The 22,321-nt window shown below is 72.3% G+C and carries 20 protein-coding genes; 7 read left to right on the top strand and 13 right to left on the bottom strand.

Annotated elements, in window-relative coordinates; genetic code table 11:
- Positions 1–64: 64 nt before the first annotated feature.
- A complete protein-coding gene (locus IE272_RS14655) occupies positions 65–1,048 on the bottom strand; it encodes a GDP-L-fucose synthase family protein (RefSeq protein WP_190007032.1) in 984 nt (327 codons plus the stop codon).
- Between the two features lie 114 nt (positions 1,049–1,162).
- Here IE272_RS14655 and gmd point away from each other — a divergent pair, with 114 nt between their 5' ends.
- The 4 genes from gmd to IE272_RS14635 all read left to right on the top strand — a co-directional run bounded on the left by gmd (position 1,163) and on the right by IE272_RS14635 (position 6,359).
- Positions 1,163–2,176, top strand: a complete 1,014-nt coding sequence (gene gmd, locus IE272_RS14650; RefSeq protein ID WP_050357790.1) for a GDP-mannose 4,6-dehydratase — start codon at positions 1,163–1,165, stop codon at positions 2,174–2,176.
- A gap of 352 nt (positions 2,177–2,528) precedes the next feature.
- The gene (locus IE272_RS14645) at positions 2,529–4,787 is read left to right on the top strand and encodes a LamG domain-containing protein (RefSeq protein ID WP_190007031.1); all 2,259 of its coding nucleotides are present in this window, start codon (positions 2,529–2,531) and stop codon (positions 4,785–4,787) included.
- Positions 4,788–4,791: 4 nt separating this feature from the next.
- Complete coding sequence (locus IE272_RS14640; RefSeq protein WP_057666381.1) at positions 4,792–5,520, top strand: Rv1352/Rv1906c domain-containing protein; 729 nt, start codon at positions 4,792–4,794, stop codon at positions 5,518–5,520.
- On the top strand, positions 5,517–6,359 hold the full coding sequence (locus tag IE272_RS14635; protein ID WP_050357061.1) for a glycosyltransferase family 2 protein: 843 nt from the start codon (positions 5,517–5,519) through the stop codon (positions 6,357–6,359). The genes IE272_RS14640 and IE272_RS14635 overlap by 4 nt, the downstream gene beginning before the upstream one ends.
- Before the next feature lie 9 nt (positions 6,360–6,368).
- Here the strand turns inward: IE272_RS14635 and IE272_RS14630 are convergent, their stop codons facing one another.
- Positions 6,369–7,535 carry a glycosyltransferase gene (locus tag IE272_RS14630; RefSeq protein WP_050357060.1) on the bottom strand — a complete coding sequence of 389 codons (1,167 nt, stop codon included), beginning with the start codon at positions 7,533–7,535 and terminating at the stop codon, positions 6,369–6,371.
- A gap of 105 nt (positions 7,536–7,640) precedes the next feature.
- On the opposite strand from IE272_RS14630, the gene IE272_RS14625 reads away from it, so the two are divergent.
- Positions 7,641–9,149 carry a hypothetical protein gene (locus tag IE272_RS14625; RefSeq protein ID WP_190007030.1) on the top strand — a complete coding sequence of 503 codons (1,509 nt, stop codon included), beginning with the start codon at positions 7,641–7,643 and terminating at the stop codon, positions 9,147–9,149.
- Here IE272_RS14625 and IE272_RS14620 read toward each other — a convergent pair.
- From IE272_RS14620 to IE272_RS14610, 3 genes are read right to left on the bottom strand one after another with little or no spacing between them, the layout of a single operon-like run.
- Positions 9,118–10,362, bottom strand: a complete 1,245-nt coding sequence (locus IE272_RS14620; protein ID WP_057666377.1) for an MATE family efflux transporter — start codon at positions 10,360–10,362, stop codon at positions 9,118–9,120. The genes IE272_RS14625 and IE272_RS14620 overlap by 32 nt on opposite strands.
- A complete protein-coding gene (locus IE272_RS14615; RefSeq protein ID WP_056698641.1) occupies positions 10,359–12,047 on the bottom strand; it encodes a tyrosine-protein kinase domain-containing protein in 1,689 nt (562 codons plus the stop codon). Before IE272_RS14615 ends, IE272_RS14620 begins: the two co-directional genes overlap by 4 nt.
- The gene (locus IE272_RS14610; RefSeq protein ID WP_190007029.1) at positions 12,044–13,306 is read right to left on the bottom strand and encodes a glycosyltransferase; all 1,263 of its coding nucleotides are present in this window, start codon (positions 13,304–13,306) and stop codon (positions 12,044–12,046) included. Before IE272_RS14610 ends, IE272_RS14615 begins: the two co-directional genes overlap by 4 nt.
- A 151-nt stretch (positions 13,307–13,457) precedes the next feature.
- Between IE272_RS14610 and IE272_RS14605 the strand changes: the two genes are divergently transcribed.
- Positions 13,458–13,907 (top strand): FAD synthase family protein, encoded by a 450-nt coding sequence (locus IE272_RS14605; protein WP_032792203.1) that lies wholly within the window; start codon positions 13,458–13,460, stop codon positions 13,905–13,907.
- Here IE272_RS14605 and IE272_RS14600 read toward each other — a convergent pair.
- Positions 13,876–14,616: a CDP-alcohol phosphatidyltransferase family protein gene (locus tag IE272_RS14600; protein WP_050357055.1), complete on the bottom strand. Its 741-nt coding sequence runs from the start codon at positions 14,614–14,616 to the stop codon at positions 13,876–13,878. The genes IE272_RS14605 and IE272_RS14600 overlap by 32 nt on opposite strands.
- Positions 14,617–14,704: 88 nt before the next feature.
- Complete coding sequence (locus tag IE272_RS14595) at positions 14,705–15,250, bottom strand: MOSC domain-containing protein (protein ID WP_098891615.1); 546 nt, start codon at positions 15,248–15,250, stop codon at positions 14,705–14,707.
- 175 nt (positions 15,251–15,425) lie between these two features.
- Between IE272_RS14595 and IE272_RS14590 the strand changes: the two genes are divergently transcribed.
- Positions 15,426–15,794, top strand: coding sequence for a nuclear transport factor 2 family protein (locus IE272_RS14590; RefSeq protein ID WP_098891616.1), 369 nt, complete (start codon positions 15,426–15,428; stop codon positions 15,792–15,794).
- Between the two features lie 16 nt (positions 15,795–15,810).
- Here the strand turns inward: IE272_RS14590 and mnhG are convergent, their stop codons facing one another.
- The 6 genes from mnhG to IE272_RS14560 are packed head-to-tail and all read right to left on the bottom strand — an operon-like array spanning position 15,811 to position 22,273.
- Positions 15,811–16,164, bottom strand: a complete 354-nt coding sequence (gene mnhG / locus IE272_RS14585) for a monovalent cation/H(+) antiporter subunit G (protein ID WP_007452237.1) — start codon at positions 16,162–16,164, stop codon at positions 15,811–15,813.
- On the bottom strand, positions 16,161–16,484 hold the full coding sequence (locus IE272_RS14580; protein ID WP_190007028.1) for an MrpF/PhaF family protein: 324 nt from the start codon (positions 16,482–16,484) through the stop codon (positions 16,161–16,163). Before IE272_RS14580 ends, mnhG begins: the two co-directional genes overlap by 4 nt.
- Positions 16,481–17,110, bottom strand: coding sequence for a Na+/H+ antiporter subunit E (locus IE272_RS14575; protein ID WP_050357051.1), 630 nt, complete (start codon positions 17,108–17,110; stop codon positions 16,481–16,483). Before IE272_RS14575 ends, IE272_RS14580 begins: the two co-directional genes overlap by 4 nt.
- The gene (locus tag IE272_RS14570; RefSeq protein ID WP_190007027.1) at positions 17,107–18,759 is read right to left on the bottom strand and encodes a Na+/H+ antiporter subunit D; all 1,653 of its coding nucleotides are present in this window, start codon (positions 18,757–18,759) and stop codon (positions 17,107–17,109) included. The genes IE272_RS14575 and IE272_RS14570 overlap by 4 nt, the downstream gene beginning before the upstream one ends.
- Entirely contained in the window at positions 18,756–19,373 is a 618-nt protein-coding gene (locus IE272_RS14565) for a Na(+)/H(+) antiporter subunit C (protein WP_050357049.1), read from the bottom strand. Before IE272_RS14565 ends, IE272_RS14570 begins: the two co-directional genes overlap by 4 nt.
- Complete coding sequence (locus IE272_RS14560) at positions 19,370–22,273, bottom strand: Na+/H+ antiporter subunit A (protein ID WP_190007026.1); 2,904 nt, start codon at positions 22,271–22,273, stop codon at positions 19,370–19,372. Before IE272_RS14560 ends, IE272_RS14565 begins: the two co-directional genes overlap by 4 nt.
- Between the last annotated feature and the right edge of the window lie 48 nt (positions 22,274–22,321).

The raw sequence follows: 22,321 nt of genomic DNA, 5'->3' as shown, positions 1-22,321 counted from the left end.
CGTGCGGATGCGTGGAGCACAGCCGGTGCGCCGCCGAGGGAAACCCCTCGACGGCGCCGAACGGTCATTGCCCGGCGGGGAGTTGTCCGAGCCACCAGGCGTAGGTGCGGGCGATGCCGTCGCGCAGCGGGATCTTCGGCGTGAAACCGAGGGAGGAGAGGCGGGTGACGTCGAGCAGCTTGCGGGGCGTCCCGTCGGGCTTCGACGCGTCCCAGCCGATCTGCCCCTGGTATCCCGTCACCTCCCTTACGGTCTCGGCGAGTTCACGGATGGTGAGGTCGTCTCCGCAGCCGATGTTGACGGGCTCGTCGCCGTCGTAGGCCTCCAGCAGGGTGACGCAGGCGGCGGCAAGGTCGTCGACATGGAGGAACTCGCGGCGCGGGGAGCCGGAGCCCCACAGGGTCACCTCGGGGGCCCCGTCCCGCCGCGCCTCGTGGAAGCGGCGGATCAGCGCGGGCAGAACGTGCGAGGTCTCCAGGTCGAAGTTGTCGCCGGGCCCGTAGAGATTGGTGGGCATGGCGCTGATGTAGGAGGCGCCGTACTGCCGCCGGTAGGACTGGATCTGGACGATTCCGGCGATCTTGGCGAGGGCGTAGGCCTCGTTGGTGGGCTCCAGCTCGCCGGTGAGCAACGCGTCCTCGCGGATCGGCTGGGGCGCGAGCCGGGGGTAGATGCACGACGAGCCGAGGAAGAGCAGCCGCTCGGTGCCGGCCGCGTGCGCGCCGGCGATCACGCTGAGCTGGATGCGCAGGTTGTCCTCCAGGAACTGCACCGGATACGTGCTGTTGGCCATGATCCCGCCGACCTTGGCGGCGGCCAGCACCACGGCGTCCGGGCGGACCTCCTTCAGATACGTCCCGGTCCGCGCGGCGTCGCGCAGGTCGAGGAGGTCGCGGCCGCGGGTGAGCACCTCGTGGCCGTCGTCGGCGAGGCGGCGGGCCACCGCCGAGCCGACCAGGCCGCGGTGTCCCGCGACGAATATGCGGGAGCCGGGCCGCAGTAGCGGGCGGGCGGATTCCCGGGAAGGGGCGTGGAGTTCGGTCGTCATGGCTCGGATTGTGCCAGCAGAAAGGGACTGCGGTGACACTTTGCCGCAGAACGCATCAATTCCGATATGTCGGTGAACGTCGCCGCCGAGGCGATCAGCAGAGAAGGGGGAATCGTGGCGAAGACCGCGCTCATCACCGGAGTGACCGGCCAGGACGGTTCGTATCTCGCCGAGTTGTTGCTCGACAAGGGGTACACGGTGCACGGCCTCATACGCCGTTCCTCGAGCTTCAACACCGAGCGGATCGACCACATCTACCAGGGCCCCGAGGAGCCGGAGCGCTCCTTCGTCCTGCATCACGCGGACCTGACCGACGGTGTGGCCCTGGTGAACCTGCTGCGCGACATCCAGCCCGACGAGGTCTACAACCTGGGCGCGCAGTCGCATGTGCGGGTGTCCTTCGACGCCCCGCTGTACACCGGTGACGTCACGGGGCTCGGCACCGTCCGGCTCCTGGAGGCGGTCCGGGCCAGCGGCATCCAGACCCGCGTCTACCAGGCATCGTCCTCCGAGATGTTCGGCGCCAGCCCGCCCCCGCAGAACGAGGGGACCCCGTTCCATCCGCGCAGCCCGTACAGCGTGGCGAAGGTCTACTCCTACTGGGCGACCGTCAACTACCGCGAGGCGTACGGCATGTTCGCGGTGAACGGGATTCTCTTCAACCACGAGTCGCCGCGCCGGGGCGAGACCTTCGTGACCCGGAAGATCACCCGGGGCGTCGCCCGGATCAAGGCCGGTCTCCAGGACCGTCTGCACCTGGGCAACCTGGACGCGGTCCGGGACTGGGGGTACGCGCCGGAGTACGTGGACGCCATGTGGCGGATGCTCCAGTGCGACACCCCCGACGACTATGTGGTCGCCACCGGTGAGGGCGTCAGCGTCCGGCAGTTCCTGGAGTTCGCCTTCGAGCACGCGGGACTGGACTGGCGCGAACACGTGCGTTACGACCCGAAGTACGAACGCCCCAGCGAGGTGGACGCGTTGATCGGGGACGCGTCGAAGGCCGAGGAACTGCTGGGCTGGAAGCCCGAGGTGAAGTCTCGGGAGCTGGCCCGCATCATGGTCGACGCCGACATCCGCCGGCTGGACGACCAGCTGACCGGGGCCGCCGTCCGGGTGGACAGGTGACCCGGCCGGGCGGCGTGTTCCCGCGCGTCCGCCCGGCGGGCCCGTCCGTCCCCGGGCCGGCTCGGCCGACGGCCACCACCGGGCGCCGGCCACCGGAGCCCGGACCGATACGTCGGTCACCCCCAACTCCCGGCCGGCGCCAGCCGCGCCCGTGCCCGGGACGATCACCGGCGCGCCCGCCGTCTCCACCGATCACTCGGTGGAGCTCTCCGCGCCGGCACCGGGCGGGGCCCTCGGCTCCGCCTACTCACTCGCGTCGGCCGGCAGCGGGACGGACAGTCCGCGCGTCCGGTCGGGCGAGGCAGGATCCGCGGCCTCCAGGCCGCAGCTCGAATCTCACCTTCGGAGCTGAATGATGAACGGAAGTACGGGGCAGAGAACCGGAGGACGCGGCCGTGTGCGGGCCGCTTCCGCCGCTCTCGGCCTGCTGGCCGGAGCCCTGACCGCGACCGCGGCCGGGACCTCTCCGGCGGCGGCGCTGACACCACCGGTCGCCATCACCGCGGACGACCTCACCACCTGGCAGACCAACGGCATCGTCTGGTCGATGGCCGCCGGCGACGGCGTCGTCTACGCGGGCGGCACCTTCTCCACCCTGCGGCCCCCCACCGCCGCTCCCGGAACGGGCGAGCAGCCCGCGGTGAACTTCGCCGCGCTCGACGCGGCGACCGGGGCGCCCACCGACTGCTCACTGTCCTTCACCATCTCCTCGGGGACCGCGACCGTCCGCGCCCTGGCGCTGTCACCGGACGGCGAAACCCTGTACGCGGGCGGCCAGTTCGGGGCGGTGAACGGAGTCGGCGTGAGCAACATCGCGGCGATCGACACCGAGACCTGCACGGTCCGCAACACCTTCAAGATCGGGGTCTCGGCGACCGTGCGGGGGCTCGCCGTCACCGACGACACGGTCTATCTGGCGGGCGACTTCACCACGGTCGGCGGGCAGGCCAGGAACCACTTCGCCGCCGTCACGACCGGAGCCTCGCTGCTGCCCTTCACGGCCAACGCCGACGAGGTCGCGCGGGCGGTCGAGGTGACTCCGGACGGGCAGAACGTACTGCTCGGCGGTGACTTCTTCCGGATCAACGGCACGACCACCCACGCCCTGGCCGTGGTCGACGCGACCACCGGCCAACTCACCAAGGCCTACCCGGGGTTCATCCACAACAACTCCACCGTGCAGGACATCACCACCGACGCCACCGGCTTCTACACCGGCAACGAGGGCACCGGCGGCGGGGTGTTCGACGGGCGGATCGCTCTGAACCTGGGCGACTTCCAGCAGCGCTGGCGGGACACCTGCCTCGGCGCGACCCAGGCGGTGCTGGTGCACTCCGGCGTGCTGTACAGCGGCAGCCACGCCCACGACTGCTCCAGCATGGGGGCCTTCCCGGACCAGCAGCGCAAGCATCTGCTGGCCCAGTCGGTCGACGACCCGAAGCTGCTGCCGTGGTTCCCGGACACCAACGACGGCATCGGGGAGCCGGTCGGACCGCGGGTGATGACCCAGGCGAGCAGCGGCGGGGGCCACTACCTGTGGGTGGGCGGCGAGTTCACCACCGTCAACAGCAAGCCGCAACAGGGGCTGACCCGGTTCGCGGACGGCCCGGACACGGGCACGCCCTGGGTGCCCAACGTCAGCCTGTCCACCCTGACCCCGGGGCGGATCGACGTGAACTGGCAGACCAGCTTCGACACCGACGACGGGGAGCTGACCTACCGGATCTACAAGGACGGCTCGAACACCCCGGTCCACACGACGACCGGCTACTCGGTCTTCTGGGACCGGCCCCAGCTGACCTGGACGGACACCGACGTCGAGCCGGGCGCGACCCACTCGTACCGGATCACCGCGAGCGACGGCACCAACACCAGCGCCAAGTCCCCGGCCCAGTCCGCGACCGTGGCGAACACGACGGAGGCGTACCCGGCCCGGGTCAGGTCCGACGGGGCGAGCCTGTACTGGCGCTACGACGAGGGCGCCTCCACGTTCGCCCACGACAGCAGCGACAACCTGAACAACGGCTTCCTGCGCAACGGCCCCGCCTACCGGCAGACCCCGGCGGCGGTCGCCGGGCCCTCGACGGCGATCGGCTTCAACGGCGCCGACGACTACGCGTACAGCAACCGGCAGCACGCCGCGCCGGGCCGGTTCTCGGTGGAGACCTGGATCAGGACCACCACCACCCGGGGCGGGAAGATCATCGGCTTCGGGAACATGACGCAGCAGAACAGCACCCGTCAGGACAAGAACGTCTACATGCGCAACGACGGACGGCTCGTGTTCGGCGTCCAGAGCAGCGGGGCACGGACCGTCACCACTCCGGCCGCCTACAACGACGGCCAGTGGCACCACGTCGTCGCCACCCAGGGCCCCCTGGGGCAGGGCATGGCGCTGTACGTCGACGGGCAGCTGCGCACGTCGAACATCCTGGTCTCCGGCAACGACGGCAACCCCGGCTACTGGCGGGTCGGTGGGGACAACCTGTCCGGCTGGCCGAACCGTCCGACCAGCAACTTCTTCGCCGGGCAGATCGACGAGACCGCCGTCTACCCGACCACGCTGAACTCTTCGCAGGTCAGCGCGCACTACGCCCTGAGGAATGGCTGATCCGATGAGGAACCCGCTCCTGGCCGGCGCCGTCGTCATCATGACGACGGCGGCGCTGGCCGCCTGCGGCTCGTCCGCCGACGGGAACGGTCCGGAGGCCGCGGGCGCCCAGCGCCCCGCGGCCTCCGGGCCCGCCGTCCCCGGCCCGTCCGCCTCCACGCCCACCCCACCCGCCACGCCCTCCGCGGGGGACCCCGAGGAGCCGGCGGCCGGCCCTTCCGCTCCCGCCACGGGCCCGAAGACGCCGTCCGACGCGATCACCCCGGCCACCGGGACGTTCACGAAGAAGCAGAAGGAGTATCTGCGGGACCGGGTGCCGAAGGGCATGGACCCGGCCGCCGTGCTCCAGACCGGCCAGGAGACCTGCGACAAGCTCCGCTATCTGGTCAAGGCCGACCGGGACACCGCCGTCGGCGCCATCGCGACGGAGGAGATCCCGGACGCGGCGGACGCGGTCGCCGGGCTCTGCCCCCAGCACCAGGACCTGGTGGACGAGGCGGCGTACGCCTATCCCGACGGCGTCCACACCGGGAAGAGGCTCCGGCCGGGCGCCTACCGGTCCGCCTCCCCCACCGCGGCCTGCTCCTGGCAGATCACCGGGGCCGGGGGCAAGGAACTGTCCTCGGGCTCCTCCGACACCGGCGCCTCCCGGAAGATCACGATCCCGACGTCCGCCCGCACGTTCACCTCCACAGGCTGCTACGCCTGGCTGCCCGAAGGAGCCAAGGGATGACCGCAGGAAAGCCGAAGCTGCCGATAGCCGTGGCGATCCCCACGAAGAACGAGGGCCTGAACATCGCGGAGGCGGTGAAATCGGTGCTCGGCCACTTCGAGGCGGTCGTGGTGGTGGACTCCCACAGCACCGACGACACCGTCAAGATCGCCGAGGAGTGCGGAGCCGAGGTGGTCACGTACACCTGGGACGGGGGCCACCCGCGCAAGAAGCAGTGGTGCCTGGACAACGTCCGCACCGATCTGGACTGGATCCTGCTCCTGGACGGCGACGAGCGGCTCAGCCCCGGGCTGCTGGCCGAGCTGCGGGAGACCTTCCGGGACCCGGCGGCCCCGAAGCCGGCCGCGTACGACATTCCGCTCGGCTACTGGTTCTCGGGGAAGCGGCTGCGCCACGGATACACCATCCGCAAGCGGTCGTTGACCGACCGGACCCGCTCCCACTACCCGGAGGTCGGGGACCTCGACGCCCCCGGCATCGGTGAGGTGGAGGGCCACTACCAGCCGGTCGCGGCGACGGTGGGGACGCTCACCCACCCCATCGAGCACCAGGACCTCGACCCGGTGACCGCCTGGTTCGAACGGCACAACCGCTACTCCGACTGGGAGGCGTGGCTGGAGCAGCACCCCCAGGTGAAGGAGCAGGTGCGCCAGGTCAAGTCCCGCCAGGGGCAGTTGTTCCACAAGGCGCCGTTCAAGCCGGTGGTGTCGTTCGCGTACATGTACCTCTACCGGCGGGGCTTCCTGGACGGCCGGGCGGGCTTCGACTTCGCGCTGGCGATGAGCTTCTACCGCTGGCAGATCGCCCTCAAGTCGCGCGAGAAGCCCGTGCGTCGGTGAACAGCCCGGTCACCACCCACGCCTCCGGCGGACCACGTCCTCGTAGGTCCGCCGGAGGGTGGCGGTGACGGCCTCGATGGTGAACTGCTCGTTCACCAGCTCCCAGGCGGCCTTGCCCGCCCGCTCGGCGGCCTCCGGCTCCAGCAGCTCCAGGATCGCGTCGGCGACCTTGCGCGCGTTGGCCGCGTCCTCGCCGACCCGGCTGTCGATCACCCGGCCCGCCCCCGCCCCGGCGACGTCGGGGGCCTGCCCGCAGGTGCGGGTGATGACGACCGGGGTGCCGACCGACATCGCCTCCAGCACCGAGACCGGGAACGGCTCCTCGATCGCCGGGAGCACGTACACATCGGCCTCGCGGTCGGCGGCGAGGACCTGATCGTGCTCCAGCGGACCGACATGGTCGAGGGAATCGGCCACACCCAGCTTCCGGGCGAGTGCGAGGGTGCCGGCCAGTGCGCCGGTGTCCGGCCCGGCGAGCACGAAGCGGGCGTCCGGGTGGCGGGCGAGGACGTGCGGCATCGCGGAGACGAAGTCCTCGGGCCGCTTGCGCTCCTGGATCCGGGCGAGGAAGAGCACCGTGGGCGGGCGGCCGGGGTCGCGGGCGGGCTTGCGCTCCTGCGGGCGGACCCCGTTGACCAGCCGTACGGTGCGGGTGAGCGGGACGGGGGCGGCGACGTCGTTCACATCGACCCGCTCCATCTCGGTGAGGTGCAGGACGGCGTCGGCCTCGCGGAGCACCTTGCGGACCCCGAGCAGGTCGGTGAGCTGGGCGACCTTCTTCTCGGTGGGGTCGATCATGCCGTGGGTCTGGACGACCAGCGGCGTCCGGGACGCGAGCGCGAGGAGCGCCGCCGGCAGGGTCACCAGGTCCCGCATCAGATGGACGTGTACGAGGTCGGCGCCGCGCATCATGCGGCGTGCGGTGCGCAGCAGCGTGGCGGAGGTGATGCCGCTGACCTCGAACATCGGGAGCAGGTGCCGCGCCTGGAAGAGGTGGACCGGAACTCCCTCCACCCGGCTGGGCAGTTCACCGTCGGGGAAGCCGTCGCCGAGGGCCATGACGCGGGCGTCGTCCCCGGCGGCCCGCTGGACCCTGGACAGGTTGAACGCCACCCGGGTCGGACCTCCGAAGGCGTGGTCCGGAGTGTGGAGCGTGACAACATGCAGGATTTTCACCAGAGTTCCCCTCAACCTCGGCCGACCGTTCACAGCCTAGTCATCGCATCCCCTCAAGTGGGTTGATTCGTTAGAGTGTTCAGCGGTTCACTGATCGGGGGGCGCATGACGTCGGTGCACACGTCGGCGCGCACGCCGACCCGCGGGAAGCCCTCCGACGCGCCCGCGCGGCCGATCGCCTGGGCCATGCTGTCGCGGGCCCTGTCCGTGCCGCTCATCCTGGGACTGGTCTGCTTCCTGCCCGCGGTGATCGCCGCCCAGCCCGGCAGCGGGGTCCGGGACACGGCGTACTGGCTCCAGTTGGTGCTGACCTGCTATGCGGGGGCCCGGCTGGCGACGATGATCCTCTCGACCCGGCGGCGGCTGCTCCAGGGCGTCTTCTGGATGTTCGTGTACATCGCGATGGGCGTGGCGCCGTTCGCCCAGGTGGTGATCGGGCAGACGCCGACGCCGATGGTGGGGCCGCGCCAGGACCTGGTGACCGCGATCGCGATGGTCCTGGTGGGGTGTGCCGCCTATGACCTGGGGGCGCTGCTGGCATCGCGGCGCCCGCTGCGCCGCCGGGCACCCTCCGCGCGGGGCTCGGGCGGGGGGAAGGCCGCCGTGGCGCATCCGCTGCGGCTGCGGCTGCTGGTGCTGCTGGCGTTCGCGGCGAGCGCGTTCTACGTGCTGAAGCTGGGCGGGCCCGCGGTCTTCTTCTCCAGCCGGCAGGAGATCAACGAGACCGTCGCGGCGAGCGGGGTGGTGACCGAGGGGTCCAACGTCGGCTCGGCGTTCGTCAAGGGCTTCGGCCAGGTCCCGGCGCTGCTGGCGCTGCTGTTCTACACCCGCCGCCTGGCGACCTCCCACCGCGCCCGGCGCACCCCGTCTACGGTGCTGGTGTGGGTGGCGCTGGCGGCGTTGAACCTCGTGGTGAACAACCCGATCTCCAATGCCCGTTACTGGTTCCTGACGGTGCTGATGGCGTTCGTGTTCACCGCGTTCCCGAGCAGTGCGGCGTTCTACCGCACGGTGCTGGCGACGGGGGTGGTGGGGGCGCTGGTGGTGTTCCCGTACGCGGACCGGTTCCGGTACGAGGAGGGGGGACAGCGGCCCGTGCAGTCGGCGTCGGTCTTCGAGCCGCTGGTGACCAAGGACTACGACCAGATGGTGATGTTCGCCAACACCATCTCGTGGGTCGACACCCGGGGGCACACCTATGGCCGTCAGCTGACGGGCTCCGCGCTGTTCTTCGTGCCGCGCGCGGTGTGGAGCGGGAAGCCGGAGGACACCGGGGTCCGGGTCGGGCAGTGGATGGGGCTGCGGATGACCAATCTCTCGGCCCCGCTGTGGACCGAGTTCTGGGTCGACCTCGGTCCGGCCGGGATGGTCGGCGGGATGGCCCTGATCGGCTACGCGGCGGCCCGCACCGACCGCAGGTACGCCCTCGCGGTCACCCGGGCGGGTCCGGGTTCGGGCAGCGTGCTGGCCATCGCGGCCCCGTTGATCGCCGGATACACCTTCATCCTGCTGCGCGGTCCGCTGCTCCAGGCGGTGGGGAAGCTCGCCATCGCGGCGCTGTGCCTGGTGCTGATCACCACGTTCAGGGAGCAGCGGGCAGCGCGTCGGCGCTGACGGTCTCCCGGGGCGCGGGCCCCCGGCGGTGGATCCGGGCCACCCTGATCCAGGTCGCGACGGCCTTGCAGAGCGAGCCCAGGGCCAGCCCCCAGGCGGCGCCCGGGACACCCCCGACGGCGTAACCGCCCGCGAGGAACGCCACCGCGGTGAGCGAGAAGACGACCTGGACGCTGAGCGTGGTGCGCGGGTCGAGCATGCGCAGGGCGAGCAGCCCGCAGGTGCCGACGGCCATCGCCGCGTACTGGCTGCCCGTCGCGGGGAGCAGGGCGGCGGCCGTGGGCCAGGTGTCGCCGAGCAGTTCGCGTCCGGCGCGTTCGGGCAGCAGGGCGAGCACGGTGGCCCAGAGCGCGGCGGTCGCCGCGAGGACGGCGGCGAGGGCGGCGGTGGCCCGGACCCGGCGGCGGTCGTCGCCGATGCGGCCGAGGAGTGGGGGGCCGAAGGAAGTGGTGGAGGTGTAGAGCACGTTGAGCGGTCCGAACAGGGTGGTCGCCCCGCGCAGCGCGCCGACGAGGAGCGGGTTGCCGACCGCGCCGAGGCCGAGCACGGAGAGCTGGCCGGTCGCGTTGCCCACGCCGAACTCGACGGTGAAGCGCTGCCCGAGGTGGCCGCGCCGGAGCATCGGGCGCAGCCGCACCGGGGTCCCCGCGGTGGCCCGGTGGAGGAGGGAGGCGGACAGGAGCAGGGCGGGCAGGGCGGAGAGGCCCCAGACGGCGATCAGGCGCGCCGGGGACGCCCCGTAGTCCTGCGCGGCGAGCGCGCCCAGCACGCAGCCGAGCCGCAACAGGTCGGCGGTCAGGGCGAGATGGGGCTGCTGGAGGGTGGAGAAGGCATACCGTCCGGCGTCCTGCCCCAGCGCCACGGGGAGCACGAGGCCGAGCGCCATCAGTGCGCGGGCGGTGTCGCCGGGGACGAGGAGGCAGACGGCGGCGAGCAGCGCGCCGAGGGCGGCCGAGGCGAGGACGGTGAAGGCGACGGCGGACCGGCAGGCGCCCCGGGTCTCCTCCCCCGCGCCGCGCTTGAGGACGAGGGGCTGCCCGGTGTACGCGCCCGAGACGCCGAGGAGCACCGTGAAGACCAGGTACACCGCGGAGAAGCGGGCGAAATCGGTGAGGGTGGAGAGCCGGGCGGCGGCAAGGAGCACCAGGATGTTGGTGAGCGCCGCCACGCCCTGGTCGGCGACCGAGCAGAGGACGGCGGTGCGGGCTCTCACCGGCGCGCGGCCGGCAGGGTGAAGGTACGCAGGCCGAGGGTCTCGGTGGGATCACCGGTGTTCTCGGGAGCGTCCGGCTCGGTAGTGGCGGCGGGCCCGCCGCCGTCGCCCCGGCGTCGCGTCGGCTTCGCCCGTCGCCGCGCGCGGCGCAGTCGGCCCCGGCCCGGGTGGAGCAGCGCGCCGAGTACGGATCCTCCGGAGGCTCCGATGATCTCGCGGATGCGTTCCAGGTCGCTGCGGTGCACCTCGCGCGGGTCGCAGACGATCATGACGCCCTCCACCCGGTCGACGAGAGCGACCGCGTCCGCGTAGGACAGGACGGGCGGGGCGAGGACGATGACGACATTGCCGGGCCGGTCGGCCTCGGCGACGATGCGGCCGACGGGCGGGGAGGTCAGGGCGCGCGGGACGTTGTCGACGGTGGTCCCGGGGATCAGGGCGAAGGCCCCGGATCCGGGCACGTCCACATGGGTGCGGCCGCCGGTGGGCCAGCTGCCGTCGCCCTCCCCGGCCGCCCAGCGCGGTGGGCGCATCCCGTGGGCGGCGGAGCCCAGGTCGCGGGCGAGCGAGGGGGTGCGCAGGTCGGCCTCGACGAGCAGGACGTCGCGGCCCATCTCGGCGAAGGCGGCGGCCAGGTTGGCGGCAGCGGCGGCGGCCGCCGTGCTGTCGCCGCGCGGGGCGGTGACCAGCAGGCGGCGGCTCTCGGCGAACGACGGGTCGTAGGCGAGCCGGAAGGCGACGGCGCGGTACTCCTCGGCCAGCCGGGAGCCGCCGCGGCCGATGGCGAGCAGGCTGCCCGCGGCGGCGCGTTCCCGGGGCAGGGTGCCGAGCAGGGGTGCGCCGAGCGAGTGGACGAGTTCGCGGGTGGAGCGTACGGCGGGGTCGAAGACGAGGCGCACCCAGGAGAGCAGCAGCCCCAGCGCGAGGCCGACGACGCCGCCGAGCCCGAGCAGGAGGGGCAGTCCCGCACCGGTGGGCGCGGTGGGGGCGACGGGCTTCTTGTTGAGGTAGCCGGGGGTGGTGTCCAGGGCCTTCAGTTCGGAGATCTTCCGGCTCAGCTCGGAGATGGAGACGATGATGTTGGCGCGGGCGCTGCTGACGTCGTCCTCCGCGCCCGCCCCTATCTGGTCCTCCAGGAGGTCGCGCTTCTCCTCCAGCGGGCCGAGCTGGGCCCGGTAGCCGTCGGACATGTTCTGGATGCTCTCCTCGGTGCGCGCCTTGCGGTGGGCCAGATAGGCCCCGGCGAGGGCTTCGGCGCGGGCGCGGGCCTGTTCGGGGGTGGCGGCCGTGTAGGAGAAGCGGAGGGTGAGGGTGTTGGGCGGGTTGGTGACCTGGAGCCCGGTGAGCAGCTTGCGGGCGGTGACGTCGTCGCCCGCCTTGAGGAGGGTCCCGGCTGCCAGGGTGCCCACCGTGTCGCTGACGGCGGTCTGGCGCTCGGAGCCGATGTTGATGCCCTTGTCCGCGGTCGATCCGGCGGCGAAGGGGTCGGAGATCGCGGAGCGTACGAGCACCTCGCCGGTGGCGGTGTAGACGTCCTCGCCGCCGAGGGCGAGATAGCCGCCGCCGAGCAGGCCGACGGCGACGCCGCAGGCCAGCAGGGAGCGGTAGCGCAGGAGTTGGCGGAACTGGTCGCGCAGGAGCGCCGGCTCGTCCTGGTCGTCCGGGGCGCGGTGATGGGGTGTCATCGGCGGGGGCTCCCTTGTGCGTCCGGCAGGACCTCGGCGAGCAGGGCGTCGAACCGGGCGAGGCCCGCCTCCCGGCTCAGATGGCGGGCGACGTAGCGCGGGCCCTCGGCCCCGAGGGCGTCGGCGGCTGCCGGGTCGGCGGCCAGCTTCCGCAGCGCTTCGAGCAGGGCGGCCGGATCCTCGGGAGCGACGAGGACCCCGGCTCCCGAGCGGCGGACCTCGTCGGCGGTGCCGCCCTCGTCGGCGACGGAGGCGATCACGGGGCGTCCCGAGGTGAAGTAGGAGGTGAGCTTGGAGGGGACGCTCATGTCGAGGACCGAGGCGCGCTGGGTGACCGCCAGGACGTCGGCGGCGGCGAGGACGTCGGTGAACTCCTCGGCGGCCGCGGGCTCCAGGAAGTCCACGTTGGCCAGTCCCTCGGCGCGGGCGCGCAGGGCGTCGCGCTGGTTGCCGTCGCCCATCAGGACGACGCGGACGTCCGGGGCGATGCGGGCGGTGTCCACCAGGACGTCCAGGCCCTGCTTGAGGCCCATGTTCCCGGAGTGCAGGACGACCGGGGCGCCCTCGGGCCAGCCGAGCCGGGCCCGGGTCGCGGCCCGGTCGGCGGTGGGGCCCCGCACATGGGTCCAGTTGGGGACGATGCGGATGCGGCCGGGGTCAACGCCGAGAGCGGTGACGCCGGGGACGAAGCTCTCGTGGATGACGCCGACGAGGGCGGCCCCGCGCAGGGCGTACCGCTCGGCGGCCGCGGCGACCGAGGCGGCCCTGCCGCCGCCCCGGATGCCGCTCTGCGCGGCTGCCGCCCCCATCAGGTCCTGGACGACGGGCAGATGGGGGACGCCGTGGCGCCGGGCGAGGCGGGCCCCGATGACGCCGCCGGCGAGGCTGGGCATCTGGGAGATCACGACGTCGGGGCGTCCGGGCGGTGGAGCGAACAGCCCGGTCGCGAGGACGCTCGCCTCGAACGCGGCCCGCTTGAGCGCGGTCTGACGGGGTGGCACATAGTGCCGGCGCCGGTGCACGCCGACTCCGCCGCGTATCTCCACCGTTCTCCAGACGCCCCGGTACTCCTCCTCCAGCCGCCAGGAGGGGTAGTGCGGCATGCCGGTGAGTGCCCGGACGCGGGCGCCGGACTCGGCCCAGTGCTCGGCCAGTTGGGTGGCGTACGGGCCTATGCCGGTGAGCTCCGGTGCGTAGTTGGTCGAAACCACCAGGAGTCGGCGGTCCCGCAGCGGACTGGGCCTTGACGTTTCGGACATCGGACGATCGCCTTCCCCCCACGACAGCCACTGTCCCCACCGGGGAACAGCCCCTGTCGAGCTTATCCGTTCACGGCTTGCACAAGTGTTCTTCACAGTAAGGTCGTTGGAACATCACCGGATCACGTTCACCGTGGGGGGAGAGATACGGATGGTGCAGCACAGGGTGGGTTACGCACCCGGGGTGTACGACCTGTTCCACGTCGGGCACCTCAACATCCTGCGGCACGCCCGCAGCCAGTGCGACTACCTGGTCGCGGGGGTCGTGTCGGACGAGATGGCCGCCCTCGCCAAGGGCCACACGCCGATGATCCCGCTCCGCGAACGACTGGAGATCGTCCGCAGCGTGCGCTTCGTGGACGCCGCGTTCGTGGAGACCGTGCCGGACAAGGTCGAGACCTGGCAGCAGGTCCGGTTCGACGTGATCTTCAAGGGCGACGACTGGCGGGGCACGGAGAAGGGGGAGAAGCTGGAACGCGACTTCGCCGAAGTGGGCGTGGAGGTCGTCTACTTCCCGTACACCGTGCACACGTCCAGCACCCAGTTGCGCCGGGCGCTGGACGTGCTCGTCAGCCGGCCCGGAGCGCTTTCAGCTCCCTGAACCACTTGGCGAGGAAGAGCGCCAGGAACAGCGTGTGCACCACCGCGAGCGCGGCGTACCCGGCGCGGAAGGCCCCGGGTGCGCCGAGCAGCAAAAACACCAGGCAGAACACCCCGTAGTCGGCGGGCAGCAGCGCCGCGGCCCGCACCCGCGAGACGGGCGGCGCCGACGCCGGCGCCGCCCAGGACGGGCCCCGGGCGCTCACCGCCGCCTTGCCGAGCTGTTCGCGCAGCAGCCCCGCGCAGAAGGTCACCACCGCCGCCAGCTGGAAGCCCAGGGGAAGCAACAGCCAGGCTTCCGAGGGCAGTTCACCGAAGCGGTAGAAGGAGATCAGAACGGCGGCGTGGACGAGCAGCAGCTTCCCGCAGTCCACGACATGGTCCAGCCACTCCCCGTCGGGGCCTCCCCGGCCGGTGAGCCGGGCGAGCTGCCCGTCGGCGGAGTCGAAGGCGAAGCCGACCGCGAGGGCCGCCCAGACCAGGACGCCGAGCGTCCAGGACGGCTCGACGAGCGCGACCGACGCCAGTGCGCCGTAGGTGAACAGCGCGCTGATGAGCGTGACGTGATTGGGTGTCACACCCGCCCGGTACGCCCCGGCCGCGAGCACCCGCCCGGCGGGCCGGTTCACATACCTCGAATAGAGCGAGACGCCCTTGGCGCTCTTCTGTGCACCGCGCAATTCGCGCAGCACTGTGCCCGTGCTTCCCATACGCCCCCCAGCGTCCGGCATTGCCCGCATCATGACATGCGGACACCGGCCCGTGGGCGCTTTGGCGGGGACCGGGCGGTGAGGGGATTCAGACGCGTTCCAGCGGGCGGTGCGGGCCCCCGGGGAGTTCGGCGGCGACCGTGTCGCCGGTGCGGATCACACCGCCCTGCCGGACCACGCTCATGACACCCGCCTTGCGCACGACCGCACCCGTCGCGTCCCGGCCGACGACCTGCTTCAGCAGCCCTTCCTGGAAGGCCTCGATCTGGAGGCAGGGGTTGCGCAGGCCGGTGACCTCGACGACCGCGTCGTCGCCGATCCTCAGCAGGGTGCCGGTGGGGAGGGCGAGCAGGTCGATGCCCCGGGTGGTGAGGTTCTCGCCCAGCTCTCCGGGGGCCACGGTGAATCCGGCGCCGGACAGCTCCGTGAACAGCTCCTCGTGGATCAGGTGGACCTGCCGCAGATTGGGCCGGGTGGGGTCCTGCGCGACCCGGGAACGGTGCTTGACCGTCACGCCCGCGTGGGCGTCCCCCTCGACCCCGAGCCCGGCGAGCAGCGTCACGCTGTCCCGGTTCGCCTTGCTGAACGTGTGCCCGCCGCCCGCGCTGACCGTCGTGACCGTTCCGTACGTCATGGTTCCCTGCCCCCGCTCGACATGCGCGATGCGCGACCTCCTTCGACCCTACGCCCGGCGGCGGACCGGCAGACGGAGCCCCCTTACCTCCGGGGTAATCGACGGTGCCCGAGCCCCCGGGCCAAGGTGGGGTCACCGCCCCGGACCACCGGGGCGCACGAGGAGAGGGCACACCATGACCGGGTACGACGAGGCCGTCCAGCGCTACTTCGCCGCCTGGAACACCACCGGGGCCGAGGAGCGGGCGAAGGCCGTGGCCGCCGCGTTCACCGCCGACGCCCGCTACACCGACCCGCTGGCCGATGTGCGGGGGCACGAGGGGCTGGCGGCCGTGATCGGCGGCGTGCACGAGCAGTTCCCCGGCTTCCGCTTCCGGCCCGCCGGGACGGCCGACGGGCACCACGACCTGGTCCGGTTCGCCTGGGAGCTGGTCTCCCCGGCGGACGGCTCCGCGCCGGTGGCCGGGTTCGATGTGGCCCGGCTCGCCGAGGACGGCCGGATCAGTTCGGTGAGCGGGTTCCTGGACCGCGTGCCGGAGGCGTGAACGCGCCGCCGGGCGCTCACTTGCCCTCGGTGAGCTGCTCGTCGAGTTCGTCGAAGAGCAGATCACCGTGGTCGATCTGACCGGTGCGGTACGCGGAACGGGCCACCAGGTGCGAGGCCACCGGGCCGGTGAGCATCTGGAAGAAGGCGATGAGGCCGAGGGTCGCGAGATCCATGCCGCTGCGCAGCCGCAGCGCGACCCCGGCCAGCACCAGGATCATGCCGAGGGTCTGCGGCTTGGTCGCCGCGTGGCTGCGGGAGAGGACGTCGGGCAGCCGGATCATGCCGATCACCCCGAGCAGACAGATCGCGGCGCCGATGAACAGCAGTGCGGCGCCGGCCGTGTCGACGATCTGGAGCCAGAGACTCACCGCGGGCCCTCCTGGGTGTCGTCGGGGTGCGGGGGGCGGGGCCGGTCGCGTACGGCGATGAAGCGGGCGATGCCCACCGAGCCGGTGAACCCGAGGAACGCCAGCACCAGCATGATCGGGAAGTAGAACGGGTCCCGGGCGAACGCCGATTTGGCGGCGAGTCCGGCGATGATCAGGGCGGCGCAGACGTCCAGCGAGATCGCCCGGTCCAGCATGGAGGGGCCCCGCCAGATCCGGGCCAGCAGCAGGGCCCCGGCGAGCAGGATCAGGACGACGGCGGCGGTCAGCAGGACGCGGTCGACCTGTTCGGGCGCGATCATGGTGCGGGCCTCCCGGCGGCGAGCTGGGGCGGTGGCGGGGGTTCGGCGACCCGGGCGATCTCGTCGGGGGTCCCGAAGGCCCGTACGGTCAGTTCCTCGATCCGCCACACCTGGCGCCGGGCGGCTTCGAGCTCCTCGGGACGGTCGGCGTCCAGGACGTGCAGGAAGACCGTGGCGGTGGCCCGGCGCACCTCGATGATGGAGCCGCCGGGGACGTTGGAGACGGCGACGGCGGTGGCCGCGAGCATCAGGTCGCTGCGGCAGCGCAGGGGCACCCCGATCACGGCGGCCCGGTGCGGCAGGCCGAAGAAGATCTGCCGGGTGACCTTCACCCCGGAGGTGTACATGTCGTGGAGGAGATAGGAGACCAGCCGCAGGATGCCCCAGGGGTGGAGCCGCAGTCCGAGGTCGACCCGGGGCAGCGGGAAGGCGAGGCAGACGGCGACCGAGACGACCAGGCCGGTGATGACGTTGGCCCAGGTGAGGGTGGACCAGAGCAGCACCCAGATGAGGGTGAGCCAGGCGATCAGCGGCAGGTCCAGCACGCGCCGCCGGCGGGTGCCGAACTCGGCGCTCAGGGGCGGCAGATCGGCGTTGCGGAACGAGAGGCGCAGGATGCGTTTCACCGGCCCAGCACCTCCTGGACGTACGGGGTCCGCTGGAGGAGTTCGGCGGCCGTGCGGTCGGTGAAGGCGGTGAGCGGGTCGGCGAACACCGTGAAGGCGAGGCCGATCCCGATGGTCGCCGCGGTGGCCGCGACCATCGGGCGGGGCAGCCGGCTGGTGGTGATGACGGCCCGTCCGTGCAGAGTCGCGCCGGCGGCCTGTCCCGCCGGGCGGTGGGCCGGTGTGATGCCCTCGTCACCGGTGCCGCGGATCCGGTCGGGGCCCGCGTCCGCGTCGTCGTCGCTGTCGTCGCCGGACTCCAGGACCGTACCCGCGGCGGCCTGGCCGGGCGGGGCCGCCCGCCAGAAGGCCAGGTTCCAGACCTTGGCGACCACGTACAGCGTCAGCAGGCTGGTGGCCGCCGAGCCCGCGACCAGCAGCCAGGCCCAGCCGCCGCCGTCGGCGACGCCGGCGCGCATCAGCCCGAGCTTGCCGATGAAGCCGGACAGCGGGGGGATCCCGGCAAGGTTCATCGCGGGGACGAAGAACAGCACGGCGAGCATCGGCGCGGCCCTGGCCAGACCGCCGAGCCGGGTCAGCTCCGTGGTGCCGCCCCGGCGTTCGATGAGCCCGGCGACGAGGAACAGGGTCGTCTGGACGGTGATGTGGTGGGCGACGTACACGATGGCCCCGCCGTACGCCTCACGGGTGGCGAGGCCGATCCCGAAGACCATGTAGCCGATGTGGCTGATCAGGGTGAAGGAGAGCAGCCGCTTCAGGTCGGTCTGGGCGACCGCGCCGAGGATGCCGATGACCATCGAGGCCAGGGCGATGGCCATCAGGAGGTCGCCGAGGCGGTTGCCGGGGAAGAGCAGGGTCTCGGTGCGCAGCATGCAGTAGACGCCGACCTTGGTGAGGAGTCCGGCGAAGACGGCGGTCACGGGCGCCGGGGCGGTCGGGTAGGAGTCGGGGAGCCAGGCGGCGAGCGGGAAGACGGCGGCCTTGATCGCGAAGACGGTCAGCAGCAGCGCCTGGATGAGGGTCTGTACGCCGATGGGGAGGTCGGCCAGCCGTCCCGCGAGCTGGGCGAAGTTGGCGGTGCCGGTGGCCGCGTACGTCATGGCGATGGCGGTGAGGAAGAGCATCGAGGAGAACAGCGAGATGATCACGTAGGTGGAGCCCGCCCGCATCCGGGGTCCGGTGCCGCCGAGGGTGAGCAGGACGAAGCTGGCGACCAGCATGATCTCGAAGCCGACGTAGAGGTTGACGAGGTCGCCGGCGAGGAAGGTGCAGGAGACCCCGGCGACGAGGATCAGATAGGCGGGGTGGAAGACGGCGAGCGGGGTCTCCTTGTCGCGGTCGGTCATGCCCTGGCCGAGGGAGTAGACGAGCACGCAGAGCGTGACGGCCGAGGAGACCGTGAGCATCAGCCCGGACAGCCGGTCGGCGACCAGGGTGATGCCGAGCGGCGGGGCGAAGTCGCCGAGGTGGACGGAGAGCGGGCCGTGCCGGTCGGCGGCGATCATGAGGATCACCGAGAGCGCGAGTACGGCGGAGAGCACGGCGACGCTGATGAAGCGCTGGAAGCGCCCCAGGCGGGTGCCGAAGGCGAGGCTGAGGCCGGTGGCGCACAGGGGCAGCAGCACGGGCAGCGGGACGAGCGCGTTCATCCGTCGGCTCCTCGGTCGCGGGGGTAGCGGTCGTCCGCCTTGGCGTCGCCGTCGCGTGCGTAGTCCTCCGGGTCCGCGCCCAGCACGTCGTTCCACAGGTTTCCGGAGGCGTCGCGGCCCCGGGCCTGGCGGGCGCGGTCGGCGCGGAGCCGGTCGCGGAGCCGGCGGCGCTCCTCGCGGTAGCGTTCGCGCTCCTCGGCGGTGGGCTCGGCTCCCGACCGGAACTGCTCGCGCAACTGGGCGCGTTCGCCGAGCACTTCGGCGCGCAGCACGATGCGGCGGTCCTCCAGGTCGTCGTGGACCTCGTCGGTGCCGGTGATCTGGTGGCTGCGGTAGGCCATGGCCAGCAGGAAGGCGGTGGTGGCCAGGGTGATGACGATGGCGGTCAGTGCGATGGCCTGGGGCAGCGGGTCGGTGACCCGGCTCAGGGACACCCCGTAGAGCAGGGGCGCGGCCCCGGCCCGGCCGGTGGAGGAGAGGACCAGCAGGTTGATGCCGTTGCCGAGGATGACGGCGCCGAGCAGGATGCGGGTCAACGGGCGGGTGAGCATCAGGATGCCGCCGACGGCGCAGAGCACGACGGCGGTGGCGAGGAGCGAGGCGCTGACGATCATCGGGGGCCCCCTCCCGCCTCGGGGCCGCCCTCGGGGGTGAGGACGCCCGCCGCCCGTTCGATCTGCCGGTCGATCTTGGCGCCGAGGGCCCGCACGATGTCCAGGACGACGCCGAGGACCAGCAGGTAGACGCCGAAGTCGAAGAGGACCGGGGTGCCCAGGTGGTATTTGCCGAAGACCGGCAGATGCCCGTAGTACGTGAAGGCGTGCAGGACGGTGCCGTCGGCGAGTCCGAGGAGGCCCACTCCGGTGGAGATGAAGAGGCCGAGGCCGGTGAAGAGTCCTGGTTGCAGGGGGGCGGCCTCGGCGAGTTCGAAGCGGCCGCCCGCCAGGTAGCGGGTGATCAGGGCGAGTCCGGCGACGAGTCCGGCGACGAACCCGCCGCCGGGCAGGCTCTCGGCGCAGAACAGCAGATAGACCGAGAGCACGAGGATCGGGTGGAACAGCAGCCGGGCCACCACCTCGAAGACGATCGAGCGGTGCTCGGGGGCGAGGGTGGCTCCGGCTGCCAGCCAGCTGCGTTCGGGGGCCGCTTCGTCGCCCTGCGGCAGTCTGGAGGAGTGGTGCGCCGACAGGGACCAGGCGGTGCGGCCCCGCAGCTCCTCCTGGACCATGGTGCCCTCGCTGCGGCGGTGCAGGTAGATGAGGCTGGTGACGCCGATCGCGGCGGCGGCGAGCACGGCGGACTCCCCCATCGTGTCCCAGGCGCGGAGGTCGACGAGGATGGTGGCCACGACGTCCTTGAGCCCGTGGTCGGCGACTTCCCGGACCATGGCGGCGCCGGCCGGTTCGGCGGTGCGCGCGGCGGCGGCGACCCACATGCCGACGCCGATGGTGGCGGCCGCCGCGAGGGCCATCGGGATGCGGGCGGCCCGCCGCCAGGTGCTGACGGTCTCCTGGAAGTGGACGGGCATCCGGCGCAGCACCAGCACGAAGACGATCATCGAGACGGTCTCGACGCAGAACTGGGTGAGCGCCAGGTCGGGCGCTCCCTGGACGACGAAGAGCAGGGCGGCGCCGTATCCGGTGAGGCCGGCCAGGACGACGGCCTTCATGCGCCGGCGCACCGTCAGGCACAGCAGGGCGGCGGCGCAGGTCAGGGCGGCGACCGCACCCTGGAGCGGGTTGTCCCAGAGCCGGGGGCTTACGGCCCCGTCCCAGGGGGTGTCGATGACGAGGACGGCGAGCTGTCCGGCGAGCATGACGAGGAGGGTGGTGGCGAGGTACACGGAGAGGGAGCCGCGCTGGATGAAGCCGGTGACCTGGAGGGCGAGACGTTCCTGCCCGAGCAGCAGATGGCCGAAGACGCTGTCGGCGGTGGGCCAGGCGATCCGGCGGGAGAGCCGGGTGACGCGTGCGCGGCCGAGGAAGAGCACGGTGCCCGCGGCCCAGGCGAGGGCCGACAGGAGCAGGGCGAGGCCGAATCCGTGCCAGAGGGCGAGGTGGTACGGCTTCCCGTCGGCCGGGAACGTGTCGGCGTACGCGCCCAGCAGCCGGTCGGTCCAGCCGACGCCGGGGCCGAGGACCAGGCCGAGGACGGCGAGCAGGGCGGGCGGGGCGAGGAAGGCCCACCCGACGCGGTGGACGGGGGTGTCGGGGACGCCGGGCTTGCGGGCGAACGCGCCCCAGACGAACCGCAGGCTGTACGCGGTGGTCAGCGCGGACCCGGCGACGACGACGGCCAGCGCCCACCGGTCGGCGGCGGAGCCGTGCAGCAGCGCCTCGAACGCGGCCTCCTTCGCGGCGAACCCGAGCAGCGGCGGGAGGGCGGCCATGGAGGCGGCGGCGAGCACGGCGACGCCGGCGACGTACGGCAGGGAGCGGCCGACCCCGGAGAGTCGGCGCAGGTCGCGGGTGCCGGCGGCATGGTCGACGATGCCGGTGACGAGGAACAGCGGGGCCTTGAAGAGGGCGTGCCCGAGGATCATCGCGGCGGCGGCGAGCGCGGCGTTCCGGTTGCCGGTGCCGGCGAGCAGGGTGAGGAAGCCGAGCTGGCTGACGGTTCCGTAGGCGAGGACGAGCTTGAGGTCGTTCAGGCGCAGCGCCCGCCAGCCGCCGAGCAGCATGGTCGCGCCGCCGAGGACGAGCACGACGGGTTTCCAGACGGGGACGTCGGCGAAGGCGGGGGCGAGCCGGGCGACCAGGTAGACGCCGGCCTTGACCATCGCGGCGGCGTGCAGATAGGCGCTGACGGGGGTCGGCGCGGCCATGGCGTTCGGCAGCCACATGGAGAACGGCCAGATCGCGGACTTCGACAGGGCCCCGCACAGCACGAGGACGACGGCGACGGACACGGCGAGGGTCGTCTCGGGCGGATCGGCGACGATCGCGGAGATCCGGTACGTGCCGGCGGCCTGACCGAGGATCAGGAAGCCGACGAGCATGGCGAGGCCGCCGAAGGTGGTGACGACGAGGGCCTGGAGGGCGGAGCGGCGGCTGTGCCGGTGTTCGCTGCCGTGGCCGATCAGCAGGTAGGAGAAGACCGTGGTCAGTTCCCAGAACACATAGAGCGTGATCAGGTCGTCGGCGAGGACGAGGGCGAGCATCGCGCCCGCGAAGGCGAGGAGGTTCCCGGCGAAGCGGCCCAGTTGCGGGGTGTCGTCGGTGAAGTAGGAGGCGCAGTAGAGCAGGACGAGCGCGCCGACCCCGGCGGCGAGCAGCACCATCAGTTCGGCCAGCGCGTCCAGGCGGAGGTCGAGGGCGACGCCGTAGTCCGGGATCCACTGCCAGGACCAGGTGTCCGCACCCGAGGACGCGACGGTGTCCCAGCGGGTGAAGGCCCAGACGGTGGCCGCCGCCGGGGGCAGGGCCAGCACGACGAAGGCCCGTCGGCCGAGCCGGTGCACCAGCGGGCCCGCGCAGGCCGCCAGGGCGAAGTGGGCGACGATGAGCGCGATCACCGAGGGGTGTCCGGTTCGGGCGACGGGGCATCCGGAATAAAAGGCACT

The sequence above is a fragment of the Streptomyces anulatus genome (genome assembly GCF_014650675.1).
Classification (GTDB): domain Bacteria; phylum Actinomycetota; class Actinomycetes; order Streptomycetales; family Streptomycetaceae; genus Streptomyces; species Streptomyces anulatus.
The sequence above is the reverse complement of the archived record's forward strand: the minus strand, read 5'-3'. Positions and strand labels throughout refer to the sequence as shown.

What these genes read in the sequence shown, in the direction of transcription:
- IE272_RS14655 (WP_190007032.1), bottom strand. Translation starts at nt 1,048, where the DNA reads ATGACGACCGAACTCCACGCCCCTTCCCGGGAATCCGCCCGCCCGCTA.
- IE272_RS14645 (WP_190007031.1), top strand. Translation starts at nt 2,529, where the DNA reads ATGATGAACGGAAGTACGGGGCAGAGAACCGGAGGACGCGGCCGTGTG.
- IE272_RS14640 (WP_057666381.1), top strand. Translation starts at nt 4,792, where the DNA reads ATGAGGAACCCGCTCCTGGCCGGCGCCGTCGTCATCATGACGACGGCG.
- IE272_RS14635 (WP_050357061.1), top strand. Translation starts at nt 5,517, where the DNA reads ATGACCGCAGGAAAGCCGAAGCTGCCGATAGCCGTGGCGATCCCCACG.
- IE272_RS14625 (WP_190007030.1), top strand. Translation starts at nt 7,641, where the DNA reads ATGACGTCGGTGCACACGTCGGCGCGCACGCCGACCCGCGGGAAGCCC.
- IE272_RS14615 (WP_056698641.1), bottom strand. Translation starts at nt 12,047, where the DNA reads ATGACACCCCATCACCGCGCCCCGGACGACCAGGACGAGCCGGCGCTC.
- IE272_RS14610 (WP_190007029.1), bottom strand. Translation starts at nt 13,306, where the DNA reads ATGTCCGAAACGTCAAGGCCCAGTCCGCTGCGGGACCGCCGACTCCTG.
- IE272_RS14605 (WP_032792203.1), top strand. Translation starts at nt 13,458, where the DNA reads ATGGTGCAGCACAGGGTGGGTTACGCACCCGGGGTGTACGACCTGTTC.
- IE272_RS14600 (WP_050357055.1), bottom strand. Translation starts at nt 14,616, where the DNA reads ATGGGAAGCACGGGCACAGTGCTGCGCGAATTGCGCGGTGCACAGAAG.
- IE272_RS14595 (WP_098891615.1), bottom strand. Translation starts at nt 15,250, where the DNA reads ATGACGTACGGAACGGTCACGACGGTCAGCGCGGGCGGCGGGCACACG.
- IE272_RS14590 (WP_098891616.1), top strand. Translation starts at nt 15,426, where the DNA reads ATGACCGGGTACGACGAGGCCGTCCAGCGCTACTTCGCCGCCTGGAAC.
- IE272_RS14580 (WP_190007028.1), bottom strand. Translation starts at nt 16,484, where the DNA reads ATGATCGCGCCCGAACAGGTCGACCGCGTCCTGCTGACCGCCGCCGTC.
- IE272_RS14570 (WP_190007027.1), bottom strand. Translation starts at nt 18,759, where the DNA reads ATGAACGCGCTCGTCCCGCTGCCCGTGCTGCTGCCCCTGTGCGCCACC.
- IE272_RS14565 (WP_050357049.1), bottom strand. Translation starts at nt 19,373, where the DNA reads ATGATCGTCAGCGCCTCGCTCCTCGCCACCGCCGTCGTGCTCTGCGCC.